Genomic DNA, 12,138 nt, shown 5'->3' on the forward strand with positions numbered 1-12,138 from the left:
TTTTTTATATAACAAAGGATAAATTAGAAACGGAACGTACCATTGACGCCATAAGAATCAACATCCTCAACGGTTGTATAACCTACACCTAAAGCAAATTGAGACGTGATGAATTTCTGTGCACGAATGTTAAAGATACTATCTGAATCATCTGCTGTTGAGTCAGCAAATGAGAGACCGATACTCAGTGTTGGATCAAGATAAAGATCAGCACCTAAACGATAAGTTGTTTCATCACCAATATATGTTTGTGCTTCAAAGTTAGTGTAATAGCCACCAATTTCAGAAACATATTTTGCACGAAGAGACACTGCTGTATCCTCATCTTCGCCAGTTACAACCGCAGCATTTGCTAAAGTTGTAATAAAACCATGTTTAGTGACTTGTGTTGGGTCGACACTTTCAGATAAATCGGTAACACCAACTGCTAATAATAAACCATTAATTGGTAAGAAGCCTGCTTCAACAGAATAACCTGTGCCATCTGTACTTTCACTTTCTGAATAGCCAAAAACTTCTGCGGTATTTTTTACATCTGTTTTGTTCAGGCTACCAGAAATGTAAAACTGTGAATCTGGAATATAAAATTCACCATTAAGCCCGATTATATTGAACTCTTGTTTGTAGTTAGCAGTTATGGCAGGGCTATTCCAAAATAACTCATTTTCAGAAAAACCCATTTGACCTGACTGTTTAGCATAAGCATAACCTAAACCAAGATTTGATGCTTTATCTAAAAATGCAGCCTCAGCTAAAGGGGCATTACGTGTTTCAACTGGGTTGAAGTAATATTGACCACTGAGAGTAACAGTATTGATTTTCCCTTCTTCAATCTCTGTATGTTCATATGATCCATTGACTTCGGTTTGATATGCATTTGCATTAAAACCAATAAAAGAAGATAGAATTGCTGTAATTAAGCTGAGTTTATTCATTGAAGACCCCTTATTAAAATTAAGTCATTTATTAATATTTTGTTACATCGGTAGTTTAATGAAAAAAATTAAAACGTCAAATTATAAATGACTAGAAAAAATAAATAATTTTTTAATATAAATGAGAATGTAAGATTATTTATTATGAATAGAAAATGCCCTGTAAAATATTTACAGGGCATTTTCTCGTATATCTTTTCTATAAATAGTCTATTGATTAGAAGCGATATGCACCACGAATACCGTAAGTATTATAGTCATCACCAAAACCAACACGACCTTCTAAACTTACTTGTTGATTTAGGAATTTCTTCGCAGAGATACCCCATTCATCACGTTTCGTTAAGTCATTGTTGTAGTAGTCTGCACCAACACTTAGCGTTTTATCTAGATAGTAGTCGCCTTTTACACGGTATTCATCAAGATCACCAAATGCACCGTAAGCTTCTAAGTTAATATCTTTTCCGCCGACTTGAGTTACATATTTAGCACGGACAGTTGGATCTGCACCATCTTTACCATTTTTCTCATCATAACCTTTCACACCTAGTGCAAGTAATAAGCCTGGTGCTGGTAAATAACCGACTTCTGCACCGTAGGTTGTTACTTTTTGATCAATAGATGATTTATCGACTTCTAACTCACTACGACCGAGATTCCCACTTAAGTAGAAATCGCTGTTGGGTACGAAATATTCGACACCTACGCCATATTGTGAGTCTTTGATACCATTATTATTGGCATAATTCACTTTTGCATCGACATTACTTGCACGATTTAAAAAGGCTGCTTCAGCAAGTGGTGCATTACGCGTTTGGACTGGATTGAAATAATAAGTACCATCTACACCAAAACTATGAGTACTATCAAATTGATCCCAATCTGTATAAGTATATGAACCACCGACTTCAGCTTGATACGCATGAGCAGTGCCTGTTACTGCAAGTGCAGATAAAAGTGCTGATGCTATTGCTAATTTTTTCATGGTTATGCCCCTGTTGAGATAATGAACCAAAAGAATATTAATTACACGTTTTGTTACAACTTTAAGTCTAGTATAAATTTCTCAGTCGTCAATCTTCAGAAAGTAATCGGACTGTACAAATGTAAGAAATATGTAAGTTAAATCTTATATATTGTTGATTTTTAAATATTAATATTAGTGTTTTGATTTATTAAAACTTAGGAGAGATTGTGTTGATTCGTATTTTTACTGTAATTGGTAGCTAATTTGAGTGTGAAAATAAAACGATAGACGTGACCATCATCGGTCTGTCATTTGGCAGGTATGCGTTAAAAAATACATGGCTGTGTCGTGTAAAGCAGTTATGTTAAAATAATAAATTGAGTGAAAAATATTGTGGGAAAACACGCGTGGAAATTAATCCGTATTTAATTCAACTGAAAGATTTATCTGATCGTAGTCAAACACTACGGGGGTATCTTTGACTACGATCTAAAGGCTGAGCGTTTAGAAGAAGTTTTAAGAGAACTCGAAGACCCGACGATTTGGAATGATCAAAATCGTGCGCAAGCGATTGCGAAAGAAAAGGGCAGTTTAGAAAATACCATTGGCGTATTTGACCGTCTTGCTGAACAGTTAGATGATGCCAAAGCCATGCTTGATCTAGCGGTTGAAGCCGATGATGAAAGTTTGCTTGAAGATGTACAAGCGGAGTTAGATAGTGCTGAAAAGGCATTAGGCGATCTTGAATTCCGCCGTATGTTTAGCAACCCAATGGATCCAAATCCATGCTTCCTTGAAATTCAATCGGGTTCAGGTGGGACAGAAGCACAAGATTGGGCATCGATGTTATTGCGCATGTATTTACGCTGGATCGAGCGCCATGGTTTTAAAGGTGAGTTAATGGAAGTATCAGACGGTGATGTTGCGGGTATTAAATCTGCAACCATCCGTGTTGATGGTGAGTTTGCTTATGGTTGGTTACGTACCGAAAGTGGTGTGCATCGTTTAGTACGTAAGTCACCGTTTGACAGTAATAACAACCGTCATACTTCATTTTCTGCGGTGTTTATCTCACCTGAGATTGATGACAATATCGAAATTGATATTAATCCTTCAGATGTACGCACCGATACTTATCGTGCTTCGGGTGCGGGTGGTCAGCACATTAACAAAACCGATTCTGCGGTTCGCTTAACACACGCACCAACAGGGATCGTGGTGGCTTGTCAGAACCAGCGTTCACAGCATGCCAACCGTGACCATGCGTGGAAGCAATTACGTGCCAAGCTCTATGAATTAGAGATGAGTAAACGAAATGAAGCGGCGCAGGCTTTGGAAGATTCGAAGTCAGATATTGGTTGGGGCAGTCAAATTCGCTCTTATGTGTTAGATGACTCACGTATCAAAGATTTGCGGACTGGTGTAGAGAATTCAAATACCAAAGCAGTCTTAGATGGTGATTTGGATCGGTTTATTGAAGCAAGTTTGAAACAAGGTCTATAAGTTTTAATCCACTTAAAACGGCAATCTCGTTCAGCATTTGAGTGTTAATCGAAAAAACATGATATTAATATCGAAAAATATAGATATTAATATTTATAAAATTCGATATACTAAATTCAGATGCTGAACAAAGCTTTGCCTGTTGAGAAACATGGTGAGTCTATGGATATTGATGTTATAAGCAAGGCCTTAGCCAATCCATTACGTCGAGAAATTTTGCAATGGCTGAAAGAGCCTGAGCAATTTTTACCGATACAGGAATGTGGTGGCAGTTTTGAACGAGGCGTATGCGCAGGTCATATCGAACGTTTAGGCAAAGTTGCACAATCAACCATGTCAAATCATCTGTCTGTGTTACAGCAGGCAGGTTTGATTAAGGTTGAGAAATATGGGCAATGGTCATATTTTACCCGCAATGAAGCTTTGATTCAGCAATACATCGAACATTTAAAACAAACACTTTAAATTGATAAGTGTAAGTTGAGGCGATTATGGCTGAACTAAATTCTGCATTACAAGTAGGTGATTTTACGATTAAAAACCGTTTGGTTTTAGCACCTTTGACGAGATCTCGTAGTGGTGTTGAGCGTATTCCAAACGATTTAATGGTGGAATATTATCAACAACGTGCCAATGCAGGCTTAATCATTACCGAAGCGACGGTGATTAGCCCGAAAGCGGTTGGTTATGCCAATACGCCAGGCTTATGGTCGCAAGAGCAAGCTCAAGCATGGAACAAAATTGTTGAAGCTGTACATGCTCAGGGTTCAAAGATTGTGGTTCAGTTATGGCATGTTGGTCGTATTTCACATCCTGATTTATTGGATGGCGATATTCCTGTTGCACCAAGTGCGATTCAACCTGCGGGTGAAGTGAGTTTACTGCGTCCAAAACGTCCTTTTGTTACCCCTCGTGCTTTATCGCATGAAGAAATTCAAGAAATCGTCGCACAATATAAACATGCGGCTGAATTGGCAAAAGTGGCGGGTTTTGATGGTGTTGAATTGCATGCAGCCAATGGTTATTTGATCGACCAATTTCTACAAAGTACTACCAACCATCGTGATGATGAATATGGTGGTTCGATTGAAAATCGCGCACGTTTATTATTACAAGTGGTCGATGCATTTATTGAGGTTTGGGGTGCTGGGCGTGTGGGTGTTCACCTTGCACCACGTGCAGATTCGCACGATATGGGCGATGCAGATCCATTAGCAACTTTTGGTTATGTGGTTGAACAATTAGATCAACGCAATATTGGTTTTATTTTCACGCGTGAATATGCAGCAGAAGATAGTTTACAGTCGCAACTCCGCCCTAAATTTAAAGGGGTGTGGATTGCCAATGAGAAATTAACGCCAGCTTCTGCAAAACAGATTTTAGACACTGAGCAAGCAGATGCAGTCGCATTTGGTTTGGCTTATATTGCCAATCCTGATTTATTAGAACGTTTAGAACATGATTTACCGCTAAATCAGGTTCAATTTGAGACCTTATATGGTGCAGGTGCAGCGGGTTATACCGATTATCCTGTATTGGAAAAGTTAGAGGCTTAAGTAAAGCAAAAAACCTCCTAGCAGGTTGAATCTGCTAGGAGGTTTTTGACAATTTAAGTTTGGGGTGTCTGTATGGCGTGTTCACTTCTATTTTTGTAGAAATCCAAAATCACATTGGAAAAATCATGCACCATCAATTGTGCAATCTGATTGGCATAAAAATTGACTTCGGTGCTGATTCGATAATCAATTTTTAGCGTGAGCTTAGTTTGCTGATCATTGATTGGTGTCAGTTCAAATGAGGTATATCGAAGATCAAAATATTTCCCTCCAATGCTGACATGATCATCTAGCGCACCTTGAGGAATGGATGCTGGAGAGAAACGATAGGTCCAACTGAGATATTGATTGGGTTTGGATTGTTGAATGATCTCTTCAAAATGAATATTTTTTTGCCATGTTGAATAACGGATCAATCCTTCACTCGTCGGTTGAGTCAGCCCAGAAACAGGATAAGGCACACCAATGCTGTATAACACGCTCGGTTTAAATTCTTGTGGTTGAATATTGTCAGCATGATTGAGTTGTTGCCAAATGACCTTGGCAGGGGCATTGACGAGAATACTTTGATCAACATGATCATAATGCAGTTGGGTTTTCTCGGGGAGAGGTAGCAGAATAAACGGTAATAATACGAGGCTGTAAATGCCCTTATTGGGTTTCCATATTTTGTAACACAGCCCTTTCATGAGTAAAGCGCCAGTCAGCATACCGACCAATAAAATTGGGGTCATGATCACAACGCAAATTGCACCTTCACGTAGCACAACAATGGAAAACAATAAGAGAAAAATGAGAAAAATAATAATCACTTTAAAACTATGTATAAATGAAATAGCTTTTCGGTAATTCTGGATATATACAATGAGCGCACCAATAATAAAGGGAACAACAAGTAAAAAACTGGCTTTCATTAATGCGCCTAAGTGACTGGCTAGAAGCGCCCATAAGCAGCACAGTAACGCTAGAATTAAAAAAGGAAGAATAATTTGAAATGGATGACGGGGTAGATATGTTGGTGTCGTTTCTTCAGGAGGTTGCTTTATTTGTTTGAACCAATCAGGTTGCATCGTTTTTCTCAAAATGGATTATTCTTTGTTCTAAGATATCATTTTTCTTTATAAAGAAATATTTAATCAAAGTGCAACATACAATAATCAATTGTCAATGCATAGGAAACTTCCGCATAATGAGTTGAAATCAAATTCTAAATTATGGTCTAGGATGGCGCAGCAAAACGCAGTACAGCAAACACCATTTTGGTATAACTTTTTACTGACATGTATCAAGCCTTTATACCGTTGGAAAATCAAACAACGTGCTGAAAGTGATGCGCTATTTCAACAGGAATGTCTAGAGCGTTTTGGACCGTTTCAACCGCCTAAAAATTTAAATACGATTTGGTTTCATGTGGTATCGGTTGGAGAAACCAATGCTGCTCAACCTTTGATTGAGCACTATCTAAAACTTGGACACACAGTTTTAGTGACTAACACCACTAAGACAGGACAAGCCAGAGCCAAGAGCTTATTTTCCCAAAAATATCCTGCACTTTTTCAGGCGGTCTATTTGCCTGTCGATCAAAAGCCTTTACTAAAACAATTTTTTGAGCTGTATCAACCGAAACTTCTTGCTCTAGTTGAAACTGAAATTTGGCCAAATTTGATCGCACAAGCCAAGCAGCAACAAATCCCATGTATCTTATTGAATGCTCGTCTTTCAGAAAAATCTGCCAAAGGTTATGGCAAAGTTTTACGCTTAACTCAGCTGATGTTGCAGCAACTCACATGGTTGTTGGCTCAAGACGTAGCGACACAGCAGCGTTATGTTGATTTAGGGTTAGATCAAAGCAAAAGTCAGGTGGTTGGTAATATTAAATTTGATATTGCTGCGCCAGAGCAGTACGTGCAACAAGCACAGCAGTTAAAACAAGATTGGCAATTGGCAGATCGGCAGGTTATCGTACTTGCAAGTACACATGCACCTGAAGAAGAAAGTTTGCTGAAACAATTACAGCCACATTTAAATTCAAATCCCAATTTACTCTGCATTGTCGTACCACGTCATCCTGAGCGTTTTGATGAGGTGTATAAAGTCTGCCAAAGTTTAAACTTAAATACGCAACGCCGTAGTCTTAAACAGCCAATTCAAGCCGATACACAGGTTTTTCTTGCCGATAGTATGGGCGAAATGTGGCTGTGGTATGCCTTGAGCCAAGCTTGTTTTGTTGGTGGTTCATTGAATGAGCCGGGTGGCGGGCACAATATTTTAGAACCGATGGTTTTAGATGTACCGACTGTGATTGGTCCACGCTATTTTAATTTCCAAAGTATCGTGGATGAGTTTGTGGCTGAACATGGACTTTTGATTGGAACAGATGCGGCACAAGTGGTACAGCAGCTTTTGAGTTGTTTAGATGACCCAATACAGGCTCAGCAATTGATTGAACAGGCTGAATTGGTTCTGCAACGAAATAAAGGCTCACTCCAAAAGCATATTCAATTGATTGACCATTATTTAGAATTCAAAGCATTGTCATGAATATTGTTTTACTTGAGCCTGATCAAATCACGACAACGGATGATGTCTGGCAGATTGAAAATCCGCGTCAATTACAACATTTACGACAGCATATTCAGTTGAATTGTGGTGATACCTTAAAAGTCGGTGTGCGTAACGGTCAACGCTATCTTACGGAAGTAATATCTGTTTCTGAGCAACAGATTCGTATAAGACCGATTCAATTGGAAGCAATCCCAGCAAAGCTGCCTGTGCATTTAATTCTTGCTTTGCCACGTCCTAAAGTGTTACGCCGTATCATCATGGATGCGGTGACTTTAGGCGTGGAACGGATCAGTCTGATTCATAGTTATCGAGTGGATAAAAGCTATTGGCAAAGCCCATTTTTACAGCAGCTCAAGGATTATGTGACTTTAGGTCTAGAGCAAGCAGGCGATAGTATTGAGCCTGAAATTCAATTGTATAAACGCTTTAAACCGTTTGTTGAAGATATCTTGCCTACATTTATTTCTGACCAAAAACCTGCTTATGTCGCGCACCCTTATGCAGAACAGCAGATGCCACATGCGATTCAGCATTCATGTTGCCTGATCGTTGGCCCAGAAGGGGGATTTATTCCTTATGAGGTTGATCTGCTCAAAAAAAATGGCTGCCAAGCAATGAGCTTAGGCAACCGAATTTTACGAACTGAAACGGCGGTATCGCATATTTTAGGGCGATTATTTATCTAGGTTGATCGGCTCTGATTGATCACCACGATAGACTTTAACTTCCTGTACTGGATAAGGAATCGAAATACCCTTTTCATCAAATGCGGTGACCACCAGTTCTTGAATCTCGCTAATTGATGCCGAAGTCGATGTTTCTGTAGTATTGACCCACCAACGCACGGTTAAATTAATTGAGAAATCTGCAAGTGCGGTGACATTGACTGAGAAACTAGGTTGGCTCAGTACATTAAGATTACGATCAAGAATATCGAGAATAATTTTCTTGGCTTTTTGCATATCATCTTCATAGCCAATGCCGACTATAAATTCACAACGACGACGCTGATAGGCATTGTTGACGATAACGGCACTGGTATACACCGTGGCATTTGGAATGACAATACGGCGACCATCAGGTGAGCGTAAAAAGGTTGCGCGAATCTGGATATCTTCAACATTGCCTTCCATGCCATTGACAACAATATCATCACCGATACGGAATGGTTCACTCAGTAAAATTAAAATACCTGACAGCAAGTTTTGGAAAATATCTTTGAAGGCAAAACCAATTGCGACAGAACCTATTCCTAAAGCTCCGATGAGTTGGCTTGGGGTAAAGCCTGGAATGGCAATCACCAGTGCAATTAAAAAACCAAAAAATAGAATAAAGGTACTTCCAACACGGTTGAGAACCAATACTAAATTTTGGCGAGTGTAGCTGCGATTTTCCAAAGTTTTGCGAATAAAGAATTTAAATAACTTGGTTAGTAGCCAAAAAATGACAAAAACAGTGATCGCAATACAGATATAGGGTACACGTTCCCAAAAGCTATCCATGATTTTATCGATGGTGGTATAGGCATCTTGGTACTTTTCCGTATGTGCCAATACCGTTTGCGTGGTTTTTGTACCTGCTTGATGAATCAATTCACCAGTATCTTTAGCGACTTCGGTTAATGTCGTTTGCTCATTTGCCACAAGAAATCTCTATTTCGCAACGTAAGGAATAAATTAGGGGAGCCATCATAATGAATTTATCCTGATCATGCATGATAAATTCCGTAACGGTTTGCACTTATGATTTACGAAAACTTTGGCTGCTGGATGAATCCTTAAAAATATTCAGTTGTATTTTGCAAGAGCTGGGTTGGTGTATCCCAAAAGTCAGGGCTAGCAAAATAATAGCTGAAGATCAACATGGCAAAAATCATAATCAAACTGAATATAATCATGATCCATGCAAGCAGCTTCTCCCATGCTGCGGATGGGCGAATATCGCCATAATCATTGCGATGAGGTGTGCCTTTGGCAAGCAGGACATAAAGAATGAAAAAGAACTGAATCATCGGAACCAATAATAATAGGCAGAGCCATCCTGTTTTATTTAGATCATGTAAACGTCGTGTTAAAAACACAATCTGAAAATAAAAGCCTGCAAACCACAGTCCTGTCAGTGCAATTGCACCGATCCCAGAGAATGCCGATAAAATAGGTTCATGAACTTGGACATTATTGACACTGAAACTAGTTGAAATTGCAATAATGAGAGTGAAAAGAACAGACCAGCTGATGCTGAGTAAACCATACCAACCCAAATAGCTGAGACGATTAAAACGTCCTTTAATGGATAAGGGGTGGTCATTTTTTTGGCTGATCTTCGGTGGTCGGGTTTGATTGAACATAATGCATTCCTATTTTTTGATTATTAAATCTTTTAAGGTTTTGGCAATGATCAAAATAATCACTTATTTTAAGAGTAAAAAGCATAGACAAGCAGTTCAAATTTAAATTATTTTGAGTAAATTTTTGAAAACAATTTGGTCGTCAAAACATAACATTCTTACGACCAAAGCCGCATTGTTTGCTCTTGTAAATGGTGACCATACTGCAAGAGAAAACAAAACATACCCGAAAAATAGATGTGTATATCTAAGGTATGAAATAAAAAACAAAGGAAGTGAGCTATGAAAGAAATCTACCCAGTGCCTGATAAATTCAAAGAAATGGCAAGAACCTCGGAAGCAGACTATTTCAAACGTTATCAGGATTCAATCGAGCAGCCTGAAGCATTTTGGGCAGCAGAAGCGCAAAACATTGACTGGATTAAGCCATTTACACAGGTTAAAAATACCAGTTTTAATCAAGATCATTTCAAAATTGAATGGTTTGCTGATGGGGAATTGAACGTCTCTGCAAACTGTTTAGATCGTCATTTAAAAGATAATCCCCTCAAACCTGCGATTATTTGGGAAGGTGATCACCCCTCACGCCATAAAATCATTTCTTTTGTTGAACTACATGATGAAGTCTGTCGGTTTGCGAATGTATTAAAAAAACAAGGCATTACTAAAGGCGACCGTGTAGTGCTATACATGCCAATGGTGCCAGAAGCAGCGATTGCCATGTTAGCTTGTGCCCGTATTGGTGCGGTGCATTGTGTGGTTTTTGGTGGTTTTTCACCGGATTCATTGGCAAGTCGTATTGATGATAGTCAGGCAAAATTAGTCATTACTGCGGATGCGGGCATGCGTGGTGGTAAGCTGATTCCACTGAAAGAAAATGTCGATGCTGCACTCGAAATTGAGGGAACCAGTAGTGTTGAAAACGTAATTGTGGTGCATCGTACAGGGAACCCAATTCAGTTTAATGCACCACGTGATGTTTGGTATCACCTTGCAATCATGGAAGTGGATGAGCATTGCCCACCTGAACCAATGAAAGCAGAAGATCCGTTATTCATTTTATATACTTCTGGTTCAACAGGTAAGCCAAAAGGCGTATTACATACGACAGGCGGTTATCTGGTCTACGTCAACACCACGTTTAGAGAAGTCTTTGATTTACGTGAAGATGATGTGTATTGGTGTACCGCAGATGTAGGCTGGATTACAGGACATAGTTATTTACTGTATGGCCCACTCAGTAATGCCACCACTACCGTGATGTTTGAGGGTATTCCACAATACCCAACATGGGCACGTATTGGTCATGTGATTGATAAGCACAACATTACCATTCTATATACGGCACCAACTGCAATTCGCGCGATGATGCGTGAAGGTGATGCTTATGTACGTGAAAGTGATCGCAGTAGCTTACGTTTACTGGGTTCAGTCGGTGAACCGATTAACCCTGAGGCATGGAATTGGTATCACGAAGTCGTTGGCGAAGGGCGTTGCCCAATTGTTGATACATGGTGGCAAACTGAAACAGGTGGAATTTTAATTTCACCGTTACCGGGTGCAACTGCATTAAAACCGGGTTCAGCAACACGTCCATTCTTTGGGGTACAGCCTGCATTGGTGGATGGCGAAGGGAATGAATTAGATGGTGCTGCCGAAGGTAATCTAGTAATCAAAGACTCATGGCCGGGACAAATGCGAACCATTTGGGGTGATCCAGAGCGTTTTATCGAAGCGTATTTTTCCACCTTTAAAAATTATTATTTTACTGGTGATGGCGCACGCCGTGATGCTGATGGTTACTATTGGATCACAGGGCGTGTTGATGATGTACTGAACGTTTCAGGACATCGTCTAGGCACAGCTGAGATTGAAAGTGCTTTGGTCGCACATGAAGCCGTGGCTGAAGCTGCTGTGGTGGGGATGCCGCATGATATTAAAGGTCAGGGCATTTGTACTTTTGTCACTTTACAAGCTGATGTCGCGGAATCGGAAGAGCTGCGTAAGGAGTTGGTCAATTGGGTGCGTAAAGTGCTTGGGCCAGTGGCTACCCCTGATGCACTGCATTGGGCGCCTGCTTTGCCGAAAACTCGTTCAGGTAAAATCATGCGTCGTATCCTAAGAAAGATTGCGGCAAATGAGTTGGATAGCTTAGGCGATACCTCAACATTGGCTGAGCCGGCTGTGGTTGAACATCTGATTGCCACGGTTTATCCAAACCGATAAACCTATTCAAATTTAAAAAGAGCGTTCGATCAAACGCTC

At 39.7% G+C, this 12,138-nt stretch carries 11 protein-coding genes; 6 read left to right on the forward strand and 5 right to left on the reverse strand.

The genetic code is table 11. The features are described from left to right. Positions 1-23 precede the first annotated feature (23 nt). A complete protein-coding gene (locus MMP60_RS00670; RefSeq protein WP_241334527.1) occupies positions 24-935 on the reverse strand; it encodes a putative porin in 912 nt (303 codons plus the stop codon). A 217-nt stretch (positions 936-1,152) separates the two neighbouring features. Beyond that, complete coding sequence (locus MMP60_RS00675) at positions 1,153-1,920, reverse strand: putative porin (protein WP_241334528.1); 768 nt, start codon at positions 1,918-1,920, stop codon at positions 1,153-1,155. Between the two features lie 389 nt (positions 1,921-2,309). Between MMP60_RS00675 and prfB the strand changes: the two genes are divergently transcribed. The 3 genes from prfB (at position 2,310) to MMP60_RS00690 (ending at position 4,961) form a co-directional block, all read left to right on the forward strand. Then, positions 2,310-3,405 (forward strand): peptide chain release factor 2 gene (gene prfB / locus MMP60_RS00680; protein WP_154650425.1). Its coding sequence is split into 2 segments (ribosomal slippage): positions 2,310-2,381 and positions 2,383-3,405, totalling 1,095 coding nucleotides; the frame shifts between segments, so codons are not numbered across the junction. Between the two features lie 162 nt (positions 3,406-3,567). After that, a complete protein-coding gene (locus MMP60_RS00685) occupies positions 3,568-3,870 on the forward strand; it encodes a helix-turn-helix transcriptional regulator (protein ID WP_241334529.1) in 303 nt (100 codons plus the stop codon). Between the two features lie 26 nt (positions 3,871-3,896). Beyond that, positions 3,897-4,961, forward strand: coding sequence for an alkene reductase (locus MMP60_RS00690; protein WP_241334530.1), 1,065 nt, complete (start codon positions 3,897-3,899; stop codon positions 4,959-4,961). Between the two features lie 53 nt (positions 4,962-5,014). On the opposite strand, the gene MMP60_RS00695 is transcribed toward MMP60_RS00690, so the two are convergent. Continuing rightward, positions 5,015-6,031: a hypothetical protein gene (locus MMP60_RS00695; protein WP_241334531.1), complete on the reverse strand. Its 1,017-nt coding sequence runs from the start codon at positions 6,029-6,031 to the stop codon at positions 5,015-5,017. Positions 6,032-6,185: 154 nt separating this feature from the next. Between MMP60_RS00695 and MMP60_RS00700 the strand changes: the two genes are divergently transcribed. Both MMP60_RS00700 and MMP60_RS00705 read left to right on the forward strand, forming a co-directional pair. Then, the gene (locus MMP60_RS00700; protein ID WP_241334532.1) at positions 6,186-7,502 is read left to right on the forward strand and encodes a 3-deoxy-D-manno-octulosonic acid transferase; all 1,317 of its coding nucleotides are present in this window, start codon (positions 6,186-6,188) and stop codon (positions 7,500-7,502) included. Beyond that, entirely contained in the window at positions 7,499-8,212 is a 714-nt protein-coding gene (locus MMP60_RS00705; protein WP_241334533.1) for a 16S rRNA (uracil(1498)-N(3))-methyltransferase, read from the forward strand. Before MMP60_RS00700 ends, MMP60_RS00705 begins: the two co-directional genes overlap by 4 nt. On the opposite strand, the gene MMP60_RS00710 is transcribed toward MMP60_RS00705, so the two are convergent. Together MMP60_RS00710 and MMP60_RS00715 are read right to left on the reverse strand one after the other, a co-directional pair. Next, positions 8,201-9,169, reverse strand: coding sequence for a mechanosensitive ion channel family protein (locus tag MMP60_RS00710; protein ID WP_241334534.1), 969 nt, complete (start codon positions 9,167-9,169; stop codon positions 8,201-8,203). The two genes, MMP60_RS00705 and MMP60_RS00710, sit on opposite strands and share 12 nt — an antisense overlap. Before the next feature lie 134 nt (positions 9,170-9,303). Continuing rightward, positions 9,304-9,873 carry a DUF805 domain-containing protein gene (locus MMP60_RS00715; RefSeq protein ID WP_241334535.1) on the reverse strand — a complete coding sequence of 190 codons (570 nt, stop codon included), beginning with the start codon at positions 9,871-9,873 and terminating at the stop codon, positions 9,304-9,306. Positions 9,874-10,155: 282 nt separating this feature from the next. On the opposite strand from MMP60_RS00715, the gene acs reads away from it, so the two are divergent. Next, entirely contained in the window at positions 10,156-12,099 is a 1,944-nt protein-coding gene (acs, locus tag MMP60_RS00720; RefSeq protein ID WP_241334536.1) for an acetate--CoA ligase, read from the forward strand. Positions 12,100-12,138 lie beyond the last annotated feature (39 nt).

Source organism: Acinetobacter sp. ANC 4805 (assembly GCF_022549495.1).
Taxonomy (GTDB): Bacteria; Pseudomonadota; Gammaproteobacteria; order Pseudomonadales; family Moraxellaceae; genus Acinetobacter.

Coding starts and splice junctions, on each gene's coding strand:
- MMP60_RS00670 (WP_241334527.1), bottom strand. CDS start 935: ATGAATAAACTCAGCTTAATTACAGCAATTCTATCTTCTTTTATTGGT.
- MMP60_RS00675 (WP_241334528.1), bottom strand. CDS start 1,920: ATGAAAAAATTAGCAATAGCATCAGCACTTTTATCTGCACTTGCAGTA.
- MMP60_RS00685 (WP_241334529.1), top strand. CDS start 3,568: ATGGATATTGATGTTATAAGCAAGGCCTTAGCCAATCCATTACGTCGA.
- MMP60_RS00690 (WP_241334530.1), top strand. CDS start 3,897: ATGGCTGAACTAAATTCTGCATTACAAGTAGGTGATTTTACGATTAAA.
- MMP60_RS00695 (WP_241334531.1), bottom strand. CDS start 6,031: ATGCAACCTGATTGGTTCAAACAAATAAAGCAACCTCCTGAAGAAACG.
- MMP60_RS00700 (WP_241334532.1), top strand. CDS start 6,186: ATGGCGCAGCAAAACGCAGTACAGCAAACACCATTTTGGTATAACTTT.
- MMP60_RS00705 (WP_241334533.1), top strand. CDS start 7,499: ATGAATATTGTTTTACTTGAGCCTGATCAAATCACGACAACGGATGAT.
- MMP60_RS00715 (WP_241334535.1), bottom strand. CDS start 9,873: ATGTTCAATCAAACCCGACCACCGAAGATCAGCCAAAAAAATGACCAC.
- acs (WP_241334536.1), top strand. CDS start 10,156: ATGAAAGAAATCTACCCAGTGCCTGATAAATTCAAAGAAATGGCAAGA.